We start from the raw sequence: 26,704 nt of genomic DNA, 5'->3' as shown, positions 1-26,704 counted from the left end.
GCCATGCTCGTTTCGTAAATGTGTAATTTTCGGACAAGCGTAACACAGCAAATGGTTCTTTACGGACAGATACTAAATAAAAGGATTTCAAAGCATATATGAATCTTGCAGAATTAACAACCGGACAGGAAGGTGTAATTGTTAAGGTAAGGGGACACGGGGCGTTTCGTAAACGCATTATTGAAATGGGTTTTGTAAGGGGCAAAAAGGTAGAAGTAATTAAGAATGCACCTCTGAAAGATCCCATCGAGTATAAAGTAATGAATTACAAAGTTTCTCTCCGCAGAAATGAAGCCCGGATGGTAGAAGTTGTATCAAAGGAGGAAGCGATATCCATTGAGCATAATTCATTCAATACAACCATTCCCGATGAAATCCTGACAAGGACAGCGACAGAAAAACGAAAAACCATAAATGTTGCACTGGTAGGAAATCCTAATTGCGGTAAAACCACAATTTTCAATAAGGCCAGTGGTGCCAATGAACATGTTGGCAACTACGGCGGTGTTACCATAGATGTCAAAACCGGCAATTTCTATCATAACGGCTATACGCTTAAAGTTGCTGACCTTCCTGGTACCTATTCCCTCTCGGCATACAGTCCTGAAGAAGTTTACGTCAGGGAACATATAAATAACGAAACACCTGATGTTATTATCAACGTTGTGGATGCGTCCAACCTTGAACGAAACCTTTACCTTACTACCCAGCTGATTGACATGGACGTTCGTACAGTTGTTGCGCTTAACATGTACGATGATCTTCAAAAACGCGGCGATAAGCTTGATTACCTGCACCTTGGAAAAATGCTGGGAATTCCCTTTGTCCCGACTATAGGCTCGAAAGGAACAGGAATAAAAGAATTGATCCGGAAAGTCATAGATGTATATGAAAATAAAACAGAAGAAGCACGACGCATAAGAATTTACTATGGCGAAACCATTGAAGAAGCGTTAAAGGCCATAGAAGAAAAAATAAATGAATTTCCTGATTTAAGGAATAAGTTATCGCCACGCTTCCTTGCTATAAAATTACTTGAAAAAGATAATATTTTCAGAGAAGCGCTTTCTTCATTTTCTCAGTTTTCCCCCATCCTGGAGGAAACAGAGAGGCAGTCTCACAATCTCGAAAAAGCCTATCACGAGGACACCGAAACCATCATCACCGATGCCCGCTACGGATTTATAGCAGGCGCCATGAAAGAGACCTACCGCGAAAATCCCCAACAACGCAGACGCAACACAGACCTGATCGATTCAGTCCTGACGCATAAGTTGTTTGGATTTCCTTTCTTCTTTCTTTTTATCTGGTTAATGTTCCAGGGGACATTTAGCCTCGGCGAATATCCAATGAACTGGATTGAGGCCGGGGTTGGCATGCTTTCGCAATGGGTTTCAGCCACAATGCCTCCCGGTCCTTTTACCGACCTGGTTGTGGATGGTATTATTGGAGGTGTAGGTGGTGTAATTGTATTTCTGCCGAATATCCTGATTCTGTTCTTCTTTATTTCATTCATGGAAGACACAGGATACATGGCACGGGCGGCATTTATAATGGACAAGGTAATGCATAAAATAGGGTTGCACGGTAAATCATTTATCCCGCTGATCATGGGGTTTGGCTGTAATGTACCCGCCATCATGGCAACACGCACCATTGAAGACAGAAACAACCGGCTGTTAACCATCCTTATCAACCCCTTCATGTCATGCAGTGCACGTTTGCCGGTATATATTCTTTTTATTGGTGCCTTTTTCCCCGAGCAACCAGGAACGGTACTTTTTCTTTTGTACGGGACAGGTATCGCCATAGCCGTAATTGTTGCCCGCATTTTTAAGAAGTACCTTTTCAAAAAAAGCGATACTCCTTTTGTTATGGAGCTACCGCCATACAGGCTTCCAACCCTCAAAAGCACGATTCGTCACATGTGGTTCAAAGGAAGTCAATACCTTAAAAAAATGGGTGGGGTAATAATGATCGCTTCAATCATTATCTGGTTCCTTGGCTACTATCCCAGACAAAACGATGAAACAATTGCACCGGAAAAGAAAAAAAGCGAACTGACACAAAGATATGACGAGTTGAGAACAGTTGCAGATGCAGATTTAAAAGAAAATATTGAACAAGAAAAAGAAGAAAAACCGGAAAAACCGGATCATTTGCAGGAAAAATTTCGTCACGAAGGAAGCTATATCGGCCGGATTGGCAAAAGTATAGAACCGGCAATACGGCCGTTAGGGTTCGACTGGAAAATGGGTGTAAGTCTGTTGAGCGGCATTGCCGCAAAGGAAATAGTTGTGAGTACGATGGCTGTTCTCTATCAGGCAGATGAATCATCACCCGGCGGAAACAACCATTTGATAGAACAAATTAAAAATGATAAATATCCGGATGGAACACCTGTATTTACCCGGTTATCAGCGATATCCTTCCTGATTTTCACACTGGTTTATTTCCCGTGTGTAGCAGTGATAGCAGCCATCAGGAAAGAAACGGGCTCCTGGAAATGGGCGGTATTCACCATCTTTTATACCACCGGGTTGGCCTATTTGCTTTCGCTGATTATTTACCAGGTGGGACAACTGTTTTAGATTTTTTGAGTATTTAAAAGAAAGGATTTGTGATGTTACAGGAAATTTTAACAGGAATTACGGTAAGCGGAGCTTTTGTTTACGCCTTTTATTCGGTGTGGAAAACGTTTTTTTCGGACAACGGCCGTGCCTGTAGCGGAGGATGCCCTTCGTGCAGTGCAAAAGATTTAATAATCAAAGATATAAACAAAAAAGGTAAAACGTCTGGATTTGAGGCTTTTCGCCCTGAAAAATGATTTAATGAGTCTGCTCCTAAAAGAGCTGTCTTTATCCAAGTCGGAGCCGGGAAATTTCTGAACCGGACTTAACTAATTGTTAATGAGGATTTAAAAAATGTACTACAACAATAAGATTGGCAAAAAGAGACTTTTAGGAGTGGACTCTTTTTACATCTTTTTCTTTGTAACAAACCTGAGAATTCAAAGCGCCATTCTCGTTTCTTCTTAAATCTTATATCTAATAATCTATTAATCTAATAATCTATTTTAGCAATCCTTGCCATCCTCGTTTTTATACCGCACACTTTTATAATTTGATGAAAGGAGATGCTCAAATATTTTTCAGCATTTCCAGCAGATGATCCCAAAACTTACCTACGCTTTCGATATGCAAGCGTTCGTCGGGTGAATGTGCACCCTTAATAGTTGGGCCGACAGAGATCATATCCATATCGGGATATTTTTGCAAAAAGAGGCCGCATTCAAGACCGGCATGGATAGCTTTTACTTCGGGTTTCTTATTGAACAAACGCTGATAGGTTGATACAGCGATGTCGAGCACAGGCGATTCCATATTTGGTTCCCAGCCCGGATAGCCGTCTGAATGTTCAACTTCGGCCCCGGCAAGTTCAAAAACACTGCGCACCATGTTGGCAATATCGTTCCTTGCACTCTCCACCGAGCTTCGCTGACTGGTTGTTATCAATAATTCACCATTCATTTCTTTAACCGATGCCAGGTTAGTGGATGTTTCCACCAGATTTTCTATTTCACGGCTCCATTCCATCACACCATGAGGGCAGGCGTACAAAGCATTCAGGAATTTTTTCTGAAAGCTTTCTGTAAAAACTTTTCCGGGCATTTCGGCAGAACCCATCCAAAATTTGACTCCGGGATCGGTATGACGTAATTCCTGCTCAATATCGTGAGAAAGCAAGTTAAGAACAACCCGGGCTTCCTCTTTAAATCCGGAAGGCACCAAAGCAGTAGCAAAAGCCTCGCGGGCAATAGCGTTGCGCAGATTGCCGCCTTCAAACCGGGCCAGTCGCAATCCATAATCGCGGGCCATTTGCCAAATATAACGAACCAGTATTTTGTTGGCGTTACCCAATCCTTTGTGGATATCATCACCCGAATGACCCCCTTTCAATCCCGTCACCCTAATTTCAAGAGCGGTGTAACCTCCGGGAGAATCTTCCAGTTCCGGCTTAAAACATGCCAATGTATCAATACCCCCTGCACATCCGATAAAAAGTTCTCCTTCATCCTCCGAGTCAAGATTGATTAATGTTCTCCCCTCGAAAAAGTTTTCTTCGAGATTAAAAGCGCCTGTCAAACCCGTCTCCTCATCAACAGTAAATAAGCACTCCAGCGGTCCGTGAAAATTATCACCGGACGTTAAAATTGCCAGCTGAGCAGCCATCCCAATTCCGTCATCAGCGCCAAGCGTTGTTCCGTCAGCTTTTATCCAGTCACCATCGCGCACGGGAAGAATCGGATCTTTGAAAAAATCGTGGTGTTTATCATTGTTTTTTTCTCCCACCATATCCACATGCGATTGCAAAACCACTGCCGGTTTATTTTCCATTCCCGGCGAAGCCGGTTTCGAAATCAGCACATTGCCGGCTTTATCCTGTTTTGTGTCCAATCCTTCACGGTTCGCAAAAGCAAGCAGCCAGGCAGTTATCTTTTCTTCATGTTTCGATGGTCGGGGTATTTGACAAATTTCATCAAAATAACCCCACAGTTTTTCGGGATATAATCCTTCAAATGCTTTATTCATCCGTATAAAATTTATTTATTAAGGTCGGATGGAACCCGCATGCAAGAGTTTTATACATGTTCTTTTGTGACAAACCTTGCCATGCTCGTTTCATCAGTATAAAATTTAGTCTAAGTTATTGGTCTGATGGAACTCGCATGCAAGAACTTATACATGTTCTTGTTGTGAAAAACGTTGCCATGCTCGTTTCACTCATCAAGTACCGACATCAGTTCTCTGATCTCTTCGATCTTTAGCAGTTGACCTGCATGCTCATAGGCAATAATAAGGTTGCTAAGAATTCGTTTTATCGTTTCAATATTAGCACAGGGTTCATAATAAGAAAAACGGGGTTCCAGCTTTTGTTGCTTGATGAACAGCTCTATTTCGCGTCTTCCCAGAACTGCCCCTTTATTGATGGGATTGATATAAAACAGCACCGATGCCCCCTCTGTAAGCCGGATACGTTCACTCTGTTCCGGTTCATCCATATAGGCAAGAATAAAGTTTTTGGGAAGATTTACACCATAAACAGGCAATCCCAGTCTTTGAGCTATTTCAGCATAAATAACCGATAGCGACACAGGGTTTCCCTTTCTGGTATCAAGAACATCACAAATAAAAGAGTTCTGGGGTGCAAGAAAATTACTGTTGTTACGCGAAAACCCGTGCACATCGAAAAGTATGTGATTGATGATTCGTACCTTTTCGAGGGCAGTAAGGTGTTCATTCAACTCAAGCCATATATCTTTTCGGATCTTATTAATGCTTTGGTCGATTTCCTCAAAAGTGAGTTCCGGATATTGATATTTTGCAACCAGCCAGGCCCCTGCCAGAAGGTTTTCTCCATCAAAAGCGGCCCAGGCCTTCAAACGTTTTTTTACATCTCGAAACTGCAATGAATGAATAATATTCTCAATGCGATGTTGCACAACGCCCTCGGGCTGCATCTCCCATACCTTTTCGAGTTCGGGAACTATTTCAACCTCGGCTTTAAGCAACTCATCCTCAACTGTATTGAAGATTTCTTCACTGGGATCATCCAGTAATGTAATGAGCGCCTTGATTTTATCGGGATTCATGCTCATGGAAAACACCAGTTAACGTGACAAACAATCTAAAACGTATTGTATCAATGCTTTCACCACCAGCTTGTAATTTTCACTGTAAGTGCCGGCCTTTCTGTTGGCAATGATGGCACAAACAGTAGAAGCCTTATGACCTAAAAGCTTTGATAATCCGTAAATGGCTGAACATTCCATTTCATAATTGGTAATGACCTGTCCCTTGAAATTAAAACCGGACAATTTTTCATTAATGTCAGGATTCTGCAGTCCGAGCCTTATCACACGCCCCTGCGGGCCATAAAATCCCGGTGCGGAAATGGTAACTCCTTTATGAACGTTTCCCCCGTCTAAAAGGTTGAATAATTCCTTATCGGCTTCAACAACGTAAGGACGTGTCAGTCGGGGTGACCAACCGGTGTGTTTAACCAGTTCTTTCTCAAAAGCAAGATCGGAAATGCTTTCGATGCCGTCATAGAAATTTAATAAACCGTCGAAACCGATTGCTTTTTCGCTCAACAACCAGCTATCAACAGGCAGGTCTTCCTGAAGCGAACCGGATGTCCCGATTCGGACAATATTCAGCGATTTGAGTTCTTTCTTAACGGTTCTGGTATTAAAATCGACATTTACCAAAGCATCCAGTTCATTAAATACTATGTCGATATTATCGGTTCCAATACCTGAAGAAAGTACAGTAAATCTTGTATTTTTATAGGTCCCTGTCCGTGAAACAAATTCCCGGTTTTCGGTTTCTGATTCGATTTCATCAAAAAATCCGGCAACAGTTTCCACCCGTCCCGGATCACCAACAAGAATCACATTATTGGAAAGTTCGCCCGGTTTTATGTGCAAATGAAAAACTGACCCGTCGGGATTTATTATTAATTCTGACTCTTCTATTCTTCTCATAACTACAGATTTAAAGAACTGACCTGCTTTAAACAGATTTTAAGATTTTTTAGATATAAGAGCCCCGGAAAGAGTGATGCTCTAAATCAACTGCTTTTTGTTGTTCACCTGAATTCAAATTAAGAAAAAATTATTGAAATATAAAACACCAAAATTTAAGGGCCTTGACTAAATCTTTGTTGTGGGGTGATTTGAGTTTTGTTTTTTTATTCCACGCGAAGAACGCAAAATAAAGGAACACAAAAATCGCAAAGAAGATTAGTCTTTTGCACCTTTTGTTTTGCGTGCTACTATTTTGCGGCTTTTGCGTGGAATATTCAGCCAAAAAAATTTAATGGCTGAAATTGCCGTTGAATATTCCAGTAAGCTGTAATTCCTCAATATTTTATATTTTTGTATTTAAAACAAACCGATTATGATACAACGCATACAAACAGTATATTTACTGATAGCCACTATTTTGACGGGAAGTTTATTCTTTCTTACCATGGCCGAAATGGCAGACATGAAGGACTTTTATGAACTGACATGGAAAGGCATTTACAAAATCGGCCCCGAAAACACAGCACAACTGGTGATTCCGGGCTTAGCGCTTTCTATTTTAACGGTAGCCGCCACGGCCATCTCGTTCTTCATCATCTTTTTGTATAAGAAGCGGCTGATCCAGATCAGGCTTTGCGGATTGAATATGGGATTATTACTCGGACTTTCGGGTATGATATACTACATGGGCAAGTCGGGCGCCAAAGAGCTGGGTGCCAGCGAACTCTCATTTAACTGGCCACTGGTTCTTCCTTTGGTTGCGATGGTGTTGGTTTACCTGGCATTACGCGCCATTGGTAAAGATGAAGCTTTGATCAGATCCATGAACCGGATAAGGTGATGTATTTTATTGCAAAAACCGTTAGATTAGATATGATTTGATCACTGCTATAAATATTGGATCCGCTCCGGGGTCATTTTCTTTCTCCTCGAGTAAAAGCAGCGCAGCATAAAGGGTTCCAATATTTATAGCTTAAAGGTCGATTGAAAATCACAGCTCCAGCAAACTACTTATAACATCGTTGCCTCCATACAGCAACATTTCGGGTTGTTCGATCATTTTTTTCACATCCATGAGGAAACCAACCGAGTCTTTACCATCGATTAGTCTGTGGTCGTAACTCAGGGCCACATACATAACCGGACGGATTTCCACCTTTCCCTTCACAGCTACGGGACGGTCTATAATGTTATGCATGCCAAGAATTGCGGACTGAGGGGGGTTGATCAGCGGGGTAGACAGCATGGAACCAAATACGCCGCCGTTGGTAATAGTGAAAGTCCCTCCCGACATTTCTTCCAGCGAAATTTTTCCCGAACGTGCTTTTCCGGCAAGTTTCTTAAGTTCGGATTCAATATCTGCCAGGGAGCGTTTCTCCACATTCCGGATAACGGGCACCATTAAGCCTTTTGGGGTTTGGACAGCGACGGAAATGTCAACATACTCGGGGGTTACGATCTCCTCTTTATCAATCATACTATTGACCCGTGGTCTTGCCATTAGTGCAAGTGCCGATGCCTTCAGGAAAAAAGACATAAACCCCAGTTTCAGCCCGTGTTTTTCAACAAACTTATCCTGGTATTCTTTTCGTATCTTCATTACGGCCGACATATCTACCTCGTTGAAGGTAGTAAGCATGGCCGTTTCATTTTTTACACTCACCAGACGCTGACTGAGTTTTTTGCGTAACCGGCTCATCTTCTCTCTTTTCTCGTTTCGGACGGATGCTGCTGTTTCTCTACCATCAGCCAATTCAGATTTTTCCTGAGAAACGCCTTCTATAACCGCATCCACATCCGATGCTGAGAGTTTTTTCAGACCACGCACGATGTCATCCACAGACAGACCGGCTGCCTTCATTTTCTCCCTGGCCAACGGGGTGATCTTAACATTTTTGTTTTTATCAGAAACTTTATTTTGCTTCTGTCCGGAAATGGGTTCTGAAAACCCGCTGTTCCCGGGCTGTTCCTTCTCAATTGGTTCTGTCTCTTCAGTTTCAGATATTTTTTCTTTTACTTCATCAGTACTATCCTTCTTATCTTCTTCAGAAATATCATCAGGTACTTCAACCGAAGTATCAATCCGGCAGGCTACCTCGCCTGGTGAGACTGTAGTGCCTGCTTCTACCTTAATAGAAATTTTGCCACTTTCGGGTGCGTTGAGCATAAGAGTGGCTTTGTCGGATTCTATTTCTGCCAAATCCTGGTCCTTATGGACGATATCGCCATCATTCACCATCCATGTGGCCAGTTCAACTTCGGTAATTGATTCTCCCGGACTTGGAATTTTTACGTCTATCATATTGTTCAATACTCCGTTAAATTTTATAGGAATAAGTCCACTTCTAAAAGTCTCATTTCGTCAATCTCATTGTTGCAGTACTTTTTTAAATCTTCATTAACAACAAGTTAATTCCGGTTCAAAAATTTCCTGCGTCACGACCTTGACAAAAATAGCTCTTTTAGGATCAGACTCATGAATTTTAACTTGATCTATTGACTATAAACTTATCTCTCTATATTGAGAATCGTTGCGGTGTTTCAAAATATTTATGCTGTTTTAATATTTCGGCTCTTGTTTTACCTTCGACACATTGAAGACCGCAATAATCGTTTTTCAATTCGCAATGACATTTTTTAAAGACTTTACCGATTATTTCTTTTTGTCCGACAACATGCAGACCACTGAGGCCGGTAGCAGGACTGGCACTGGCCAGCCTGGCAACAGGCACCAGTTTTAGTTCAGGCAATTGGTTTTTCACATAATACCAGGCTCCCATATTCTCCGGTTCTTCCTGTACCCAAAGGCTTAGCAAAGCATTGGGATAACGATTTATCACGTCCAGGATTTTCTGTTTGGGAAAAGGATGTAATTGCTCAATTCGAATCAAAGCAACATCCCGAGCATCGAGTTCCTGTTTTCTGGCCAGCAAATCGTAATATATCTTGCCACTGCAAAGGGCAATTCTTTTTACACGCACAGGGTCTGTATCTTCATCGTCCAGGACTTCCCTAAACGCACCATCAGCAAGGTCATCCATTCCCGAAATGCAACGCGGATGCCTCAAAAGACTTTTGGGGGTAAACACCACCATGGGAATTCTGAAATCCCGCTTCAGCTGACGTCTTAAGGCATGAAAAAAATTGGCCGGCGTAGTACAATTCAGAATCTGCATATTGTTTCCGGCAGCCTGGTTCAGGAACCGTTCAATCCGGGCACTTGAGTGTTCGGGGCCCTGACCTTCGAAACCATGAGGAAGAAAAAGAACCAATCCGTTTTTCAAGCCCCATTTTTCCTCAGCGGAGCTTATGAACTGGTCGACCACAACCTGCCCCACATTGAAAAAATCACCAAACTGGGCTTCCCATATTGTCAGACCGTCAGGAACGCCGAGGGCAAAACCGTACTCAAATCCCATTACGCCATATTCATTGAGTGGTGAATTATAGATATTAAAAATGGCCTGATCCGGGGAAAGATGCTGAAGCGGGAAATAGGATTCTGTCGTATCTTCAAGAGTGAGTCCCGCATGGCGATGAGCAAAAGTTCCTCTCACCGAATCCTGACCACTAATCCTTACCGGGTGTCCTTCCATAAGTAGTGAGGCATACGCGAGCAATTCACCCATAGCCCAGTCTATACGGTCTTCTTTGACCATTTTTTTTCGGTCTTCGACCAGTTTCTCCAGTTTTCGGAAAAATTTTTTGTCGGCCGGAAGTGTATTAATTTTTTCAGCCAGGTCAATAAGTTTATCCTTATCGACAGCGGTTTGAGGAGATTCCGTAAAATCGCTGTCTTCGGCATGCCTGAATTTTCCCCAAATATCCTGAAGGAAAGGCCTTATATGAACAATATCGGTTTTCTGCGATTCGGCCAGACCGGCCTCAAGCATCTGGTTAAAGTCGTTCTTAAATTTCTCAATCTCCTTTTTGGTAAGAACATTCTCTTCCAGCAGTCTTTTCGCATAAATATCGCGTGGATTGGGGTGATTAGCAATGGCCTTGTAGAGTGTCGGCTGCGTAAAGCGGGGCTCATCACCTTCGTTATGCCCGTGCTTCCGGTACGAGAGAATATCGATAAAAACATCGGTATGGAAAGTCTGTCTGTATTCCACGGCAAGCTCCAGGGCATAAACCATGGCTTCAGCATCGTCTCCGTTGATATGAAATACCGGACTGCGGGTTACCTTTCCCACATCAGTACAATAGGTGCTTGAGCGTGCATCCAGATAATTGGTGGTAAAACCAACCTGATTATTAATCACGATATGAATGGTACCTCCTGTCGAATAACCATTCAATCCCGCCATCTGAACAACCTCATAAACGACACCCTGCCCGGCGATGGCAGAATCGCCGTGAATAACCAGGGGAATGATCTTATTAAAATCCTTATCGTATGCCTGCTCCGCGCGTGATCGGGTTAATCCTTCCACGAGTGGAGTTACGGCCTCCAAATGCGATGGATTCGGCAAAAGATTAACTTTAACCGTCCCGGACAGCGTATCGATGGAATTATCATATCCCAAATGGTATTTGACATCTCCCAGAGAAATACTGTCATCGTACTGATCCCCGTTAAATTCATTAAAAATATCGCGAACCGGCTTTTTAAGAATATTGCTCAAAACATTAAGGCGTCCGCGATGGGCCATCCCGATCATTACTTCCTGTATTCCCAGAGCTGCACCTTTTTCGATGATGGCATCAAGACCGGGAATAAGTACTTCGGAACCCTCAAGTGAAAATCGCTTTTGACCGACAAATTTCCGGTGAATGAAACTTTCAAATCCTACCGCTTCTTTAAGCCGGTGAAAAATTCTCATCTTTTTATCTACTGTGAATGAGGGGGTATTGCGTACCTCTTCCATCCTTCCTTTTAACCATGACACCATTTCGGGATGACGAATATAAAGATACTCAACCCCCACAGATCCACAATAGGTTTGCTTCAGATGTGAGATTATATCGCGCAGAGGGACAGGGCCCAAACCAATTTCCTTTCCAGCCTGAAATACTACATCCAGATCATCATCCGAAAGCCCGAAATTTTCGATGTCAAGTGTCGGAAAGTATTTCCTTCGGGTTCGAACAGGGTTGGTAGCGGTAAAAAGATGGCCGCGCTGACGATATCCGTGAATAAGATTAAAGACATTAAACTCTTTACCTACAACCCCTTCACCGGAATGATCGAAATTACGAAAAGCAAAATCGAAACCACGGAAAAAGTTCCGCATACTTTCATCCAGCGAGTCGGGATTGTTTCTGTAATCCTCATAAAGTTTTTCAATTGCTTCAATGTCACTGTTGCCGACAAACGAAAATGAATCCATAATATTCTTTCATCAGTATAAAATTGGTCTAAGTTATTGGTCTGACGGAACTCGCATGCAAAAACTTATACATGTTCTTTTGAGACAATCATTGTCATGCTCGTTTCATCAAACTAAAATCAGTCAAAAAATTTATCTTTGCTGAAAACACACTTCAATATGCATTTTTTTCTGGAACAACTGGCCGATTACCATCTTCAAAAGTATTTAACAGATATTTCGGACTTTTGTTTTGTTTTTCCCAGCCGTCGGGCAGGCGTTTTTTTTCGCCAATATCTGAGTGAAAAAAGCCCGCATCCGATATTTTCACCGGATATACTAACAATTAATGACTTTTTTGGAAAGTTTGATCATCGTCCTGTCAGTGATAATATCAGCCTGATTTTTAAACTTTTTGACTCCTACCGGGAAGTCATAGACCCGGATATTGCTCTTGATGACTTCATTCCCTGGGGGGAAATGTGTCTTTCGGATTTCGACGACATAGATAAATACCTTGTCAATCCCTACCAGGTTTTCATGAATCTGGCCGACCAGAAAGCCCTCGAAGATGATTTCAGTCACCTTGACAAAGAACAGATCGAAGCCATTCGTACCTTTTGGAGCTCTTTTGATCCTAAGCGGCTGTCGAAGCTACAACAATCATTTCTCGAATTATGGAAAAAAATGCCTGTTCTTTATGAACATTTCAACGAGCGCCTTGACCGGGATAATGAAGTTTACGAAGGAAAACTGTTTAAAGCAGTGGCTCAACAGATACAGGACAAAACCATTGAAGATGTACCATACAAGCACATTGTTTTCGCCGGCCTGAATGCATTGAATAATTGTGAAAAACGCTTACTCAATTACTTAAAGATAAAAGGAAAGGCCTCATTTTTCTGGGATTACCCCGAATGGATTTTGAAAAATCCGGGAAACCCGGCCGGTCAACAAAGGCTTCAGGGAGAGCACGAAGCAGCAAGATTCATAAAACAGAACCTTTTTGATTTTCCTGTGCCCGATGACTGGGAGAATCCTTTCACAGAGGGCCCCGAAAAAATCACAATTGCCACTGCAGCCAATGATATGGCGCAAACCCGGATCGCTGCAACTTTCTTAAAACATATAGCGAAAAACATCGCCGGTAAAGAAAGCAGCGCCTCGCCCGGTGTAAAAACCGCTTTTATTCTGGCCGATGAAACATTAATGCTACCGGCTATACACGCGGTCCCTTCCGAATGGGGAAAAATCAACGTAACGCTTGGTTATCCTTTAAAAAACACGCCTGCCTACAGCCTTATTGATACACTGATGACCATGCAACATACCATGCGAACCACAAGAGAAGGCAAAACCTGGTTCTATCATCGTCATCTGCTGGCACTTCTGCGTCATCAGTACATATCACCCTTAATTGGAGACCGGGGACATCAGTTGATCAACAACCTGATAAAGGCCAACAAAGTATTCATCGAAAGAGAACAAATTCCTGAGAATGAGATCATCGATAAAGTGCTTAAAAAGGTGGCAACGCCTGATGAGCTGACTTCGTACTTTACAGACATCCTGGAAACCATTTACAGGAATCTTAAAAACCATCCCGAAACCGCTTTAGAACAGGAATTTGTTTATCACCTGTACCTCACCATCAGGCGGCTTGGGGAAATATTGGTGAAACAAAATATAACCATAACACCGGAAACCTGGTTTCGACTGTTTCGTAAGCTGGCCGATTACCAGACGATCCCTTTCCGGGGAGAACCTCTGAGCGGACTTCAGATGATGGGAATTCTGGAAACCAGGGTTTTGGACTTCGACAATCTGGTAATCACCGGCATGAACGAAGGGATATTCCCCCATGCCGCTCCACCCGTTTCGGCCATTCCTTTCAACCTGCGAAAAGGTTTCGGACTCCCTACCATAGATAATCAGGACTCTATTTTTGCTTATTATTTCTATCGTCTTATCCACCGTGCCAAAAATGTAACCTTCGTGTGGTCTGCCACTGACGCCAACAAGCAGGCAGGCGAAATGAGCCGTTTTCTGCATCAGCTCTATTACGAGTATCCGGGTATTGTGGAAAACCTTACATACACTCAGGAAGCAGGCATCAAAGCAGTCCCTGAAATACATGCCGAAAAGAATTCCCAGGTAATGACTCAGCTTTCGTCTTTCCTTGATAACGGAGATCGTGCCCTTTCTCCCAGTGCATTAAGCGATTACATCGAATGTCCACTCCGGTTCTACTTCAAATACCTTGTTGAAGCCAAAGAACCGGAAGATATTTCAGAAGAACTGGATCCGCGCATCTTTGGTAATTTATTCCATCAAACGGTAGAAGCATTGTATAAACCCAGCCGCGGTGAAATTTTGACGCCCGAAATGATTGAACAAATTTCGAAGCCCGACAACCTGCGTCATACGCTAAAGGAAATATTTGCACAAAACGTCCCGTTTATTAAGCAGGAACAAAATGTTTTTGCCGATCTGCAAGGGAAAAACAGTCTCGTATTTGAAGTGCTGATGCGTTATCTGGTCGGCTTTTTTGAAAGTGAGAAAAAGAGAACACCCTTCGTTATTCAAGGTCTGGAATACCGGATGAAGATGACTTTCAAAACCCCATCCGGGCACAAAGTACGTTTAGGTGGCAATATCGACCGGTTAGAAGAAAAAGACGGTACAATGCGGGTTATTGATTACAAAACAGGAAAAGGCACCAACCGCATTGCCGATATTGATGACCTGTACGATACATCCAAACACACCGAAAACAAAGCTATTTTCCAGACACTGCTGTATTCGCTGATGGTTTCGGATGACCAAAAAACCACTCCTGACAGAATACAACCTGCCGTGGTCTGGATGCGCAAACTTTTTACCGATACAGATATCAATTTATATCTAAAACCATCCCGTGACCGGCAGGAAGAGTTAAATCTTGAAAAAGCCGAACCTGCCTACAGTAATGCCCTTGGAATATTACTGGATGAATTGTTCGACGATGGTACGCCCTTTCAACAAACTCCGCATGAAGAGAATTGTAACTATTGCATTTACAAAGAGATATGTTTGAAACAGACTTAACGTATCCGGAGATGTTGTTGGCACTCACCCACGTATATCGCTACGGCATATCCGAATCATCCAGCAAATCTGGTCGCAACCGGCGTGTGCGTTCCAGCGACTGTTGCTCACGCCACTCATCAATCAGCTTGTTATTACCAGAAAGCAAAACGTCGGGAACCTTCCATCCCCTGAAATCGGATGGTCTGGTGTAAACAGGCGGTGCCAGCAAATTGTCCTGGAAAGAGTCGGTAAGTGCCGAGGTTTCGTCACCTATCACGCCCGGCATGACTCTGACAACAGCATCAACAACCATTGCAGCGGCAAGCTCTCCCCCACTCAAAACAAAATCGCCAATAGATATTTCATGCGTGATATATTGATCGCGCACTCTTTGATCGACCCCTTTATAGTGGCCGCAAAGAAGAATTATATTATCACAAAGTGAAAGTCGGTTGGCTTCCTTCTGGTTAAAACGCTTTCCGTCGGGACTCAGGTAAATCACCTGATCATAATCTCTTTCGGACTTCAATTTATCGATAAGTCTTGCTATGGGGGCTATTTGCATCACCATTCCTGCACCACCTCCAAACGGATAATCATCGACCCGTTTATGTTTGTCCTGCGAATAGTCACGTATATCGTGAATATGTATGTCAACTGTCCCTTTTTCCACCGCTCTTTTTATGATCGACTCGGAAAACGGCCCCTGAAACATAGCCGGAAACAGAGTGAGAATGTCAATGCGCATACAGAAACTTTTTTGCAAAGATAAAAATATGCGCTCACTCCTAAAAGTCTCTTTTACCCATAATATTCATCCGTACATAAATTATTTATTAAGGTCGGATGGAACTCGAATACAAGAACTTATACATGTTCTGATTGTGGCAAAACGTTGCCATGCTCGTTTCTTTTAGCCGTAATAGCTTAAAAACATGATAAAAATTTTATTTTGATGGAAAAATGTTTGATGATTATGGTATATTTGATAGTTTCGTAATTAGTACCCGTCTATAAAGTCGGGAAAAATTATATCAATTCATGTGTCTGGTCAGAAAGTGCCGGTTGCAATGCCTGCCCCGAAATCATCGGGGCTTGCAAAGCCGGTAAAAACGCAGTCCCGGATATGCTTTTTGCTGAAGATGTCTAAAAAGTAATTCTTTGAAAAAACCGAATTCAATCCATACCGTAAAAAGCGTTGTTTTTCAATTAGTTATAAATAAGTACACGAAACACATCACAGATATCCACAGAGAAAAACGGACTTTTTAGGCAGTTTCTTACAAAAGCTGCCTCGGAATGAGTATATTGGCGGCAAGCGTAACGCAGCAAATGGTATTTTATGAACAGACACCATTTTAGAAATCTAAGTGATAAGCACCAATCAGCTTTGTCGCATCTTTAAAAAAAAGAAAGATGGTAGCCAACGATCTAAACAAATCATCTGACGAACAGATGAATTTGAATTCAGGAAAATCAACTGAAAATATGCAGAACGACAACAAGAATCCTTCCCCTGAAAACAAGGTTGAAGAATCCAAATCCGGTAATAAGGAAGATAACGAACAAACTTTTCCTGAAAACCAAAAGCAACAATCAACCGAACCCGGGGAAAGCAACACCGGACAATCTGAAATTCCGGACAAAGAAAGCAGTCAATCTGAATCCTTCGCCGATACCGGTGTCACGGAAGCCGGCGAGACCAAAGAAGAAGAAGTTGCCGGGGAAGCATCTTCGGACCAAGCTACTGATTCGGAAGAGACAAACGAGGCAGAGGCTTATCAGGATAAAGAAGAGAATGATTCTGATGAAGAAAATGAACCCGTCGCAACAAATGAGGAAGAACCCATTGAGAAAGATGAGTCTGAAGAGGATGACATACCCGACAACGAGGATGGCAAGTATGAAAATAACTCAGAAGAAAGCCGGCAAGAAGTCGAGAGCGATGAAAAAAGCAGACCTTCAGACCAGGAAAAAAGAGGTTCGGATACTGAAAAAAAGCACCCCGCAGAGGTAGATTATTCAACACTTTCGCGGGAAGAACTGCTTAAACAGTACTATAAATTAATGAACGAATTTCCGGCATCGGTTATTAAAGGACATGTTGAAGCCATCCGCAAGGAATTTGAACGAAAAAGTGCAGCCGAACTGACCAGATTGAGAGAACAGTTTATTGCATCAGGTGAACCGGCCGAAGCCTTTACACCCCCACATGATGAACTGTCGGATGCGATGCAGGAAGCCATTCAGGCTTTTCGCAAAAAACGTGACGAAGAAAGAGCTCAAATTGAGGAGGAAAAGAAAAAAAATCTGGCAGCCAAATATGAAGTCATCGAAGGCATAAAAGATTTGGTCAACCGTCAGGAGTCGCTTCATCATACCTTTGATGAATTCAGGGCGCTCCAGCAAAGATGGCGGGAAATAGGACCTGTTCCGCAAAAGGATGTCCACGACATGTGGGAAAATTATCACCTGCACGTCGAAAACTTCTACAATTATATTAAAATCAACAAAGAGCTTCGCGACCTCGACCTTAAAAAGAACTACGAAGCTAAGCTGGCCCTTTGCGAAAAAGCAGAAAAGCTCCTACTGGAACCATCAATTATTAAGGCCTTTAAAACACTTCAGAAATATCATGATCAGTGGCGGGAAATAGGGCCTGTTCCCAAAGAAAAGAAAGAGGAACTATGGGAACGTTTCCACGAAGCCACGGTAAAGATCAATCAAAAACACCATGAATATTTTGAAAACCTGAAGGAAGAGCAACAGAAAAACCTGGAAGCCAAGAAGGAACTTTGCGAAAAGGTTGAAGCCATTTTGGAAAAAGACCTTAAATCGCCAAAAGAATGGGAAAACCACAGCAAAACCATCATCGAAATACAACGATTGTGGAAAACAATTGGATTTGCTCCCAAAAAAGACAACCAGGAAATATATCTGAGGTTCCGGGCAGCCTGCGACCGCTTTTTCGATGCCAAGCGTGATTTTTTCAAACGATACAAGGAAGAGCAGCAAAACAACCTGCAACTCAAAAACGAGCTTGTTCAGCAGGCCGAAGCCCTTAAAGACAGTACCGACTGGAAAAATACCACCGAAGAGCTCGTCCGCATTCAGAAACGGTGGAAAGAAATCGGACCTGTACCCCGGAAACATTCCGACGCCATCTGGAAAAAGTTTCGCGGTGCCTGCGATCATTTCTTCAACCGAAAAGCAGAATTCTTCAGTAAAAAAGATGAAGCCCAGGAACAAAACCTGAAGCGCAAGGAAGAACTTATTGAAGAACTCAGACAATATGAACCAGGCAAAAATAACGAAGAGAGCTTCAGGATACTTCAGGACTTTCAGCGCCGTTGGTCCGAGATCGGTTTTGTTCCGATCAAAGAAAAAGACCGGGTGAACCAGGAATTCCGTAACCTGATCAATGCCCGATTTGATCATCTGAACATGGATGAAACCACCAAATCGTTGCAAAAATTCAGAAATAAACTGGAAAACTGGAAACTGGAAGGACAATTTGAGGAACGCATCAACCAGGAGAGAAACAAAATCATCGGGAAACTGAAACAACTGGAAAACGACATCATTCTTTGGGAGAATAACATAGGTTTCTTTACCAAATCGAAAAACTCGGAAGCGTTGGTGCGCGATTTCAAAAACAAAATAGAAAACGGCAAACGCAACATCACGTTACTCAACAAAAAACTCGACCTCATTGAAGAAATGGAAAATGAGCAATAATAAGGCATCTTGCGTTGTTGCTCATTTTCTTGAACAGGGGCACATATTCCGGGTTCTTTTTGCTAACTTTGTGGCTTGAAAAATTTGAACATGCCCATTCGTTAAACCTTAAAATATTGAAAAAGTGCCCGATACACGCTATGTTTTTGTTACAGGAGGTGTCACTTCCTCTTTGGGAAAAGGAATTATTTCAGCATCGCTGGCCAAATTACTTCAGGCCCGGGGATACCGGGTAACCATTCAAAAACTGGATCCCTACCTCAACGTGGATCCCGGAACACTCAACCCTTACGAACACGGCGAATGCTATGTCACCGAAGACGGAGCTGAAACAGACCTCGATCTGGGACATTACGAAAGGTTTCTGAATGTTCCCACCTCGCAGGCCAACAATGTTACCACAGGACGGATTTATCAAAATGTCATCAACAAAGAACGAAAAGGTGACTACCTGGGAAAAACAGTACAGATTATTCCTCATATAACCGATGAGATCAAACGCAACATCAAACTTCTGGGCACGAAGCATAAATTTGATGTTGTCATCACCGAAATTGGCGGAACAGTTGGCGATATCGAATCTCTGCCCTATATCGAAGCTGTCAGGCAGCTGAAATGGGAACTGGGACACAGAGCAATGGTCATTCACCTGACACTGGTTCCTTATCTGGCCGCCAGCGGAGAGCTGAAGACAAAACCCACACAGCACTCGGTAAAATCGTTGCTCGAAATCGGGGTTCAACCCGATGTGCTTGTCCTTCGCACCGAAAAAGACCTTACTACCGACGTTCGAAAGAAAGTAGCTCTTTTCTGCAATGTAGATATCAGGGCGGTGATTCAGTCAATTGATGTATCCTCCATCTACGAGGTACCCGTAAAAATGCAGGAAGAAGGACTGGATGAGACTGTTCTTGAAAAACTCCGGCTTCCTGTTGAAGGAAAACCCGAGCTGAAGGAATGGAAAGCCTTTCTGAGCAAACTGAAAAATGCAAAAAAGACTGTTCGCATTGGTCTTGTCGGGAAATACGTGGAACTACCCGATGCCTACAAATCTATTATTGAATCTCTTAACCATGCAGGCACATACAACGACCATAAAGTAGACCTGCGGCTCATCCATTCGGAAAATCTGACCCCGGAAAATGTTGAAAACAAATTGAAAGACCTTCATGGCATACTGGTTGCCCCGGGGTTTGGACACAGAGGAATCGAAGGGAAACTAGCTGCCGTGAAATATGCCCGCGAAAAGAATATTCCCTTTTTTGGCGTCTGTCTGGGAATGCAATGTGCCGTAATAGAATTTGCCCGTAACGTACTGAAGCTTGAAAAAGCCAACTCGCGCGAAATGGACCACAATACGCCGTACCCCGTTATTGACCTGATGGAAGACCAGAAAAATGTAACCGACAAAGGCGGCACGATGCGCCTGGGCGCTTATGAATGTGCACTTACGAAAAATACCCGCTCTTATAATGCTTACAAGAAAGAACTGGTAAACGAACGCCATCGGCATCGATATGAATTCAACAACGAATACCTGGAACAATTTGAAGCAGCAGGAATGATAAGCGCCGGAACCAATCCCGAGACAGGACTGGTTGAAATAATTGAAATACCTTCTCACAAATGGTTTGTTGGCGTACAGTTTCATCCGGAATACAGTAGTACGGTAATTAATCCACACCCTATGTTTTTGGCCTTTGTAAAGGCTGCCATTGATCATGGAAAAGAAAAAATTAGTGAATAGTTTTTAGTCGGTAGTTTTTAGTGAGAGAAGGAAGACAGAAGTGGAAATTTTAGGGAAATGGTAAAACAACACAATAACAAATAATGGACAAAAATTCAGTAACAGGATTATTACTTATCACAGCCATCCTGGCCTTGTTTTGGTGGATGAATAAACCTTCGGAAGAAGAAATAGCTGAACGAAAGCGCCAACTCGATTCGCTGAACAGGATTGAAGCACAAAAGGCCGCACGTGAGGCTAAACAGACTGAGGAAAGCATACAAAAAGAAGTTTCGTCCGAAGAAGTTGAGGAAAAAGCAAAGCAGGACAGCATTCGCCGGCAGACAGCAGGAATTCTTGCCCCTTATACCTTTGGTGAAAAGAAATTTTTCACACTTGAGAACGAAAAAATCAAAGTCACCTTATCGAATCTTGGCGGACGAATTTACTCGGTAGAAATAAAAGAATATCAGACCCACGACGGTCGCCCGCTGGTACTTTTCAACGGGGATGAAAATCGTTATGGTTTCAGCTTTACCTATAACACCCGTATCTATAATACCAACGATCTTTACTTCGATGCGGTTGAAAAAGGGACCAATTCTATTTCCTTTGAAATAACCGGCCCTGATAGAGAAAAACTGGCATTAAATTATTCACTCTCTGCGGACGAATATTTAGTGAATCACACCATAGAATCAACAAATCTCGGTAAAAAGTTTGCAACGCCCCGAAATGCACTCGACCTGCAATGGTACCAGAAGATGCCTGCCCAGGAAAAAGGAAGGCAGTTTGAACAACAATATTCAGGCATTTATTTTAAATTTTTCCAGGATGAAGTTGATGATATATCCGGAACAAGCAACAAGGATGAAGATTTACGTACACCTCTGAAATGGGTTGCTTTTAAAGATCAGTTTTTCAGTTCCATACTAATAGCATCTCAAAATTTTGCAAGCGGATATGTCGAGACAGAGGTAATTGAAGATGAAAACAGTCCGTATTTGAGAATTAACGAGGCCGAACTGGCCCTGCCCTTCAGATTCGAAGAAGATGACGAAGCATCCATGCAGTTCTTTTTCGGGCCAAATCACTTTTATACCCTGCGCTCTTATGAAGGACTTGAACTGCATAAAATCCTGCCTTTGGGATGGGGAATTTTCGGTTGGATCAACCGGTATGCCGTTATCCCTGTTTTCAACTTTCTTGAGGGATTTATAGGCAATTATGGTATCATCATCCTGATACTGACTATTTTAATCAAAATAGTGCTGTTCCCACTGACCTACAGATCGTACATGTCGACGGCCAAAATGCGTGTTTTGAAACCTCAGATTGATGAGATCAATGAGCGTATCCCTAAAGAAAAAGCCATGGAACGGCAGCAGGCGACTATGGCCCTGTATCGCAAAGCCGGAGTAAACCCAATGGGAGGCTGTTTGCCCATCTTGCTGCAAATGCCTATACTGATTGCCATGTTCCGTTTCTTCCCGTCATCCATTGAGTTGCGTCAGGAAAGTTTCTTGTGGGCATCAGACCTTTCAACGTATGACAGCATCCTTGATTTACCTTTCAAAATTCCGTTTTATGGCGACCATGTAAGTTTGTTTACACTTTTAATGGCCGCTACTAATATTGTTTATACCCGAATTAACCAGCAAACGACGCAATCGTCGGCTCAGATGCCGGGTATGAACGTAATGATGTATCTTATGCCCGTAATGTTTCTGTTCTTCTTCAACAGTTATGCAGCAGGGCTTAGTTACTATTATTTTATTTCAACCCTTATCACTATTGTGCAAACCGTTATGATACGGCAGTTCGTGGACGAGAAGGCCATTCTTGCGAAGTTGAAGGCCAATCAGAAAAAACCGGTAAAGAAATCCAAGTTCCAGGCACGCCTCGAAGAAATGCAGAAACAGCAGGCACAACTGCAAAAAGGGAAAGGAAAAGGGAAAAGTACAAAACCGGGAAGACGAAAGTAGATTAGCAGGAGAAACTCACCAGGTGTACTGTAGAATGCTGCCCGAAATTTTTCCCTGCTCACTGGCAGCAACAAAGTTTTGACCGGAATGTTACCTCTGATTGACTAATGCTTTGTTTTTCAATGGTACTGACAATTTTCTGTTAAAATACAGTTTGTCAATATTATATGAATTATCTATTGTCTAAAATTCTAAAAAATAACTTATAAAATGATGGACGTTTTATTAAATCACCGCACCATTCGTCGATACAAAGACGAACCCATTGACGAAGCACTTTTGAATAAAATTCTGAAAGCCGGCACACGAGCTTCCACAACAGGAAATATGCAGCTCTACAGCATCATCGTCAACCGCGATGAAGAGATGAAAAAGAAGCTGGCACCTGCCTTCTTCAACCAGCCTACTTTCACCAAGGCCCCGCTTGCACTCACTTTCTGTGCCGATTTCAACCGGTTCAACAAGTGGTGCCGCCAGCGAAATGCCGAGCCCGGTTACGACAATTTCCAGTCGTTTATGACCGCCGCCACTGATGCCCTTTTGGTGGCGCAGAATGTTTGTGTGGCCGCCGAGTCCGCCGGATTGGGCATTTGCTTCATCGGAACCGTCACTTACAATGCCGATAAGATCATCGACACCCTGAATCTTCCCAAAGGCGTAGTTCCTCTGGTCACTGTCACGCTCGGCTGGCCGGACGAAGACCCCGGACAAACCGAACGGCTCCCGCTCGAAGCCGTGGTGCATCACGAAACCTACCAGGATTACACCCCTGAGGCCATCGACCGTCTTTACAAAGAGAAAGAAGAATTGCCCGCCAATAAGCAACTCACCGCCAAAAACAACAAGGAAACGCTGGCCCAGATATTCACCGATGTCCGTTACACCAAAGAAAACAACGAACATTTCAGTAAGGTGTTTCTGGATGTCCTGAAAAAACAAGGTTTTCTGGATTAAAACAAAATTTTACTACAGGATACAACCCCGGGGTCATTACAACTGCCCGGGGTTTTAAGTTACCTGGTTGTTTCATGCTGAGAAAGAACGTGCAACAAACGCCAACAGACGTTTGGCACATTTGCAAGCCCTGACACACAGGTTGATGCTTCAGCTTGCAAAAAAGCCAAATTTTTGCCGACGCACCCATGAAATTAAGATTCAAATATTTAAATTGCGACTAATCGAAAAATATTTATATGCCAAGACTTGATAAGCAAACAAAAGAACGAATTAAAAGACTGGATCACAAAGACCTTCAAGATATTGTTATATCGCTTGCATCAAAAGAAAAAATGGTTTATAATTACATACTTTTAAATTATCTTGATAAAGAAAGTGGGGAACAAGATTTATTTGAAGCAACAAAAGCGGATTTAGAAATTATATTTAGAAAAAGGCATAAAGGATTTTCTGAAGAACTACAGATTGCAAATATGTTAGGTGCTTGTATCAAAAGGATAAATGAATTCACCAAGATTTCCAAAAATAAAGTTTTAGAAGCTGAGTTGTTGCTATATATTCTTCAGGTTCCTTTTTCATTGCCTACAAATATGTTTGGGACTTGCTTTACGCAGTATGATACGAAAGTAGCAATGATTGTAAAACGATTAATAACAATTGTGACTAAAAAACTTCATGAGGATTATAAAATTGAATATGAGGACAAAATAAATGAATATCTACAAATTCTTCATAGGACATCAAACCATATTGATACAGTTTATAATTTACCAGGGAAGATTTAATGGAAAGACCTACAGAAATAAAAATTAACAGATTTCAACTAAACGTATGAGCCCAGTCTAAAAAGTATCTTTGTTGCCAAACTCGTTGTTGTTTTAAATTTTTGCATCCTCATTAACAATAAGTTAACTCCGGTACAAAATTTAAAACGCCTAACCTGGACAAGCCAGAGCCAAAAATAACTAAAAAGCTTAAGTCATAATTTGTCGGATTAGTTAATTGCTACGCAATTATTTTTTGTCGTCAACGAATGATTGTCGCATCATAGATGCGACTAAATTCGCGTTAATTCGCGCAAATTCGGTGATCCAAAGTATAAATGGCGCAGCCATTTATAAATATTTTGACAAAAATATGCTTTTTATACTGCACTCAACGTATTATTAAGCGACGAGCAAAAAAGGCATTTGATAACATAGTAAATCAAAATGTAAAGTGTGGAAACTGTGGCGGTGCATGTAGGCAAGGAGTGGTGGTTAAAGAAATAATTTTGGATTGATGCAACTTATCAAGTTTAAATTGATGTTAGGTGATGATAGGTTAGATTCTTCGCTTTGCTACCAATGACCGACTGTCTAATGTCATTCTGAGGAGGTAAACGACGAAGAATCTCATCGGATTAGGTTGAGGTTGAGAGTTCACCACAGATGACGCAGATGGACACAGATTATCTTTATTAACATCAATAAAAATCACATTTTAGTCTGTTTGCTTTTTTAGATTCTTCACTTCGTTCAGAATGACAAAGGGCCACTGTCATTCTGAGGAGGTAACGACGAAGAATCTGTTTCCTGTTTTTTGTTTCTTTTCTGATTAGAGGTTAATTATACATGTTCTTTTGTGACAAACCTTGCCATGCTCGTTTCATCTCACATTTAATAAATTGTTACGGTTGTTAGAATTGTTAAAGTTGTTGATGTGTTAGTTGTTAGAATGTTATAAGTTTTATCACATTAGCTAACAATCTAATAATCTAATGACCTAATGACCTAATGATCTATTAAGGCAATCTTTGTCATGCTCATTTCATTAGTACACCTAATCTTAAGTCAGGTTGACGCCTTCGGCACCGAGGAAAAAATAATTATGCGGTTCATTCAAAATAAAATTGTATTACTTTTGCATTTCTTACGGTGGCGGTGTCAAAACGATTGAAAATTCGTTGCCGGCCTTTGAAAATTTAGCCGGCGATTTCAGGAGGTAATAAAATGCATTTGTCAATTTATCTGTTACCCATAGCAGGACTTATCATCGGAATTTTAATATCCTTAATGGGCGGAGGCGGAGGAATCTTTTATATTGCAATGCTGACAGGATTGTTTGCTATTCCAATGGATCAGGCTGTGTCTGTATCTCTTGCAACAATTATCCCGACAACCCTGGCTGCTTCAATAAGTCACTACAGGTCAGGAAATGTGAAGCCAAAAACAGGATTTCTACTTGTGCCAGGCGGAATTGTCGGAGTAGTCGCGGGTTCCTATCTTGTCGCAATTATTCCGGTAAAAGTTCTTAAAATAATATTTGGAATCTTTCTTTTATTCATGGGAAGCGGAATGGTGATTTCAAGAATGAAAAAGCAAAAAAAAGAAGAAGTATCAGAAAATAAACAACTTGATGAACCTGACAGTAAAGGACATAAGCCTGTTTCAAAGCTTTTTATAGCAAAAGGCTTGATATACGGAGCACTTGGCGGTTTAATGTCCGGCATGCTCGGTGCAAGCGGTACGCCTCCAGTCATTGCAGGACTAGATAGCATGGGGCTCTCCTCTTTGGAGATAGTAGGCACCTCAGTCATGGTTCTTTTTTTTATAGCCATTACAGGAGTCGTGACCCATAGTGCCTTTGGAACTCTGAATTGGCTACTGGTGTTCCTGCTTGCATCCGGCACTATAACCGGTGCAATTTTCGGACCTTTATTTGGTAAGCGGATAAACAAAAATGCTTTGGAAAAATTCTATGATCCGTTTTTTATTGTATTTATTATATTAATGGCATTCTCAATGTTCTTCTAATTTTTCACTTCGGTAGGGAACGAATAACCCTGACAGTCGGCGATAAGCCTTATGAGTACTCCTAAGATGGTCTTCATTGATGGTGTATACCTCCCGAACAGGGTTGCGCCTGTGACAGGCAATGCACTCATGATTGCAGGCATCAAATCATCATAGCCCGGATTTTTAATGGCAGAAATACAAGTCTAAATCTTTTAGACAAGCTGTCCGATAAAGAGCACATTTAACCCAAAATCTATGGCACAATAAAAACCGAATCGCGGTCCATTTTGAAACATGAGTGCATTAAAAAAAGCATATTTTTGTCAAAATCGAGGCGTTTTAATTTTTGTACCAGGCTCAAACATGCTTTAGAGCACGACAAGTGGTTCTTACTTGTAAAGGAAGAGGCCATTAACCCTGAAATTTAAACAACTCCTACTGGCCGTATATCAAAAAAACGCCTGATGTTTTGGAAAGAAAAATTGGTAATGCTAAATTTACTGATGCACAAAATAATCATCCAAGTTGAAGGCCAAACCAACCATAACACT

General features: G+C 42.0%; 16 protein-coding genes. 10 read left to right on the top strand and 6 right to left on the bottom strand.

What is annotated here, in order from left to right:
• The first annotated feature begins 98 nt into the window (after window positions 1-98).
• The gene (gene feoB, locus ATH1_RS0103510; protein ID WP_010417606.1) at window positions 99-2,591 is read left to right on the top strand and encodes a ferrous iron transport protein B; all 2,493 of its coding nucleotides are present in this window, start codon (window positions 99-101) and stop codon (window positions 2,589-2,591) included.
• Between the two features lie 32 nt (window positions 2,592-2,623).
• Window positions 2,624-2,827, top strand: a complete 204-nt coding sequence (locus ATH1_RS22875; protein WP_010417603.1) for a FeoB-associated Cys-rich membrane protein — start codon at window positions 2,624-2,626, stop codon at window positions 2,825-2,827.
• A gap of 313 nt (window positions 2,828-3,140) precedes the next feature.
• On the opposite strand, the gene ATH1_RS0103500 is transcribed toward ATH1_RS22875, so the two are convergent.
• The 3 genes from ATH1_RS0103500 to ATH1_RS0103490 form a co-directional block, all read right to left on the bottom strand.
• On the bottom strand, window positions 3,141-4,592 hold the full coding sequence (locus ATH1_RS0103500) for an aminoacyl-histidine dipeptidase (RefSeq protein WP_010417600.1): 1,452 nt from the start codon (window positions 4,590-4,592) through the stop codon (window positions 3,141-3,143).
• A gap of 188 nt (window positions 4,593-4,780) precedes the next feature.
• Window positions 4,781-5,659 (bottom strand): transglutaminase-like domain-containing protein, encoded by an 879-nt coding sequence (locus ATH1_RS0103495; protein WP_010417597.1) that lies wholly within the window; start codon window positions 5,657-5,659, stop codon window positions 4,781-4,783.
• A 12-nt stretch (window positions 5,660-5,671) separates the two neighbouring features.
• Window positions 5,672-6,547, bottom strand: coding sequence for a nucleoside phosphorylase (locus ATH1_RS0103490; protein ID WP_010417595.1), 876 nt, complete (start codon window positions 6,545-6,547; stop codon window positions 5,672-5,674).
• A gap of 415 nt (window positions 6,548-6,962) precedes the next feature.
• On the opposite strand from ATH1_RS0103490, the gene ATH1_RS0103480 reads away from it, so the two are divergent.
• Window positions 6,963-7,430, top strand: a complete 468-nt coding sequence (locus tag ATH1_RS0103480; protein ID WP_010417589.1) for a DUF4293 domain-containing protein — start codon at window positions 6,963-6,965, stop codon at window positions 7,428-7,430.
• Window positions 7,431-7,580: 150 nt separating this feature from the next.
• On the opposite strand, the gene odhB is transcribed toward ATH1_RS0103480, so the two are convergent.
• Together odhB and ATH1_RS0103470 are read right to left on the bottom strand one after the other, a co-directional pair.
• Window positions 7,581-8,891, bottom strand: a complete 1,311-nt coding sequence (odhB, locus tag ATH1_RS0103475) for a 2-oxoglutarate dehydrogenase complex dihydrolipoyllysine-residue succinyltransferase (RefSeq protein WP_010417586.1) — start codon at window positions 8,889-8,891, stop codon at window positions 7,581-7,583.
• Window positions 8,892-9,105: 214 nt separating this feature from the next.
• Entirely contained in the window at window positions 9,106-11,922 is a 2,817-nt protein-coding gene (locus tag ATH1_RS0103470; protein ID WP_010417584.1) for a 2-oxoglutarate dehydrogenase E1 component, read from the bottom strand.
• 138 nt (window positions 11,923-12,060) lie between these two features.
• On the opposite strand from ATH1_RS0103470, the gene ATH1_RS0103465 reads away from it, so the two are divergent.
• Window positions 12,061-14,988: a PD-(D/E)XK nuclease family protein gene (locus ATH1_RS0103465; protein WP_245531699.1), complete on the top strand. Its 2,928-nt coding sequence runs from the start codon at window positions 12,061-12,063 to the stop codon at window positions 14,986-14,988.
• A gap of 40 nt (window positions 14,989-15,028) precedes the next feature.
• Here ATH1_RS0103465 and trmD read toward each other — a convergent pair whose 3' ends face one another.
• The gene (trmD, locus tag ATH1_RS0103460; protein ID WP_010417579.1) at window positions 15,029-15,718 is read right to left on the bottom strand and encodes a tRNA (guanosine(37)-N1)-methyltransferase TrmD; all 690 of its coding nucleotides are present in this window, start codon (window positions 15,716-15,718) and stop codon (window positions 15,029-15,031) included.
• Window positions 15,719-16,386: 668 nt separating this feature from the next.
• On the opposite strand from trmD, the gene ATH1_RS0103450 reads away from it, so the two are divergent.
• The 6 genes from ATH1_RS0103450 (at window position 16,387) to ATH1_RS0103425 (ending at window position 26,171) form a co-directional block, all read left to right on the top strand.
• Window positions 16,387-18,708: a DUF349 domain-containing protein gene (locus ATH1_RS0103450; protein WP_010417573.1), complete on the top strand. Its 2,322-nt coding sequence runs from the start codon at window positions 16,387-16,389 to the stop codon at window positions 18,706-18,708.
• Window positions 18,709-18,832: 124 nt separating this feature from the next.
• Complete coding sequence (locus ATH1_RS0103445) at window positions 18,833-20,455, top strand: CTP synthase (RefSeq protein ID WP_010417569.1); 1,623 nt, start codon at window positions 18,833-18,835, stop codon at window positions 20,453-20,455.
• Between the two features lie 83 nt (window positions 20,456-20,538).
• A complete protein-coding gene (gene yidC, locus ATH1_RS0103440) occupies window positions 20,539-22,419 on the top strand; it encodes a membrane protein insertase YidC (protein ID WP_010417567.1) in 1,881 nt (626 codons plus the stop codon).
• 210 nt (window positions 22,420-22,629) lie between these two features.
• Entirely contained in the window at window positions 22,630-23,373 is a 744-nt protein-coding gene (locus tag ATH1_RS0103435; protein ID WP_010417565.1) for an NADPH-dependent oxidoreductase, read from the top strand.
• A 239-nt stretch (window positions 23,374-23,612) separates the two neighbouring features.
• Complete coding sequence (locus ATH1_RS0103430; protein ID WP_010417562.1) at window positions 23,613-24,161, top strand: hypothetical protein; 549 nt, start codon at window positions 23,613-23,615, stop codon at window positions 24,159-24,161.
• Between the two features lie 1,206 nt (window positions 24,162-25,367).
• On the top strand, window positions 25,368-26,171 hold the full coding sequence (locus ATH1_RS0103425) for a sulfite exporter TauE/SafE family protein (protein ID WP_029163941.1): 804 nt from the start codon (window positions 25,368-25,370) through the stop codon (window positions 26,169-26,171).
• Window positions 26,172-26,704 lie beyond the last annotated feature (533 nt).

The sequence above is a fragment of the Anaerophaga thermohalophila DSM 12881 genome, assembly GCF_000191885.1.
In the GTDB taxonomy this organism is placed as follows: domain Bacteria; phylum Bacteroidota; class Bacteroidia; order Bacteroidales; family Marinilabiliaceae; genus Anaerophaga; species Anaerophaga thermohalophila.
This window is presented reverse-complemented; position numbering and strand designations above follow the sequence as displayed.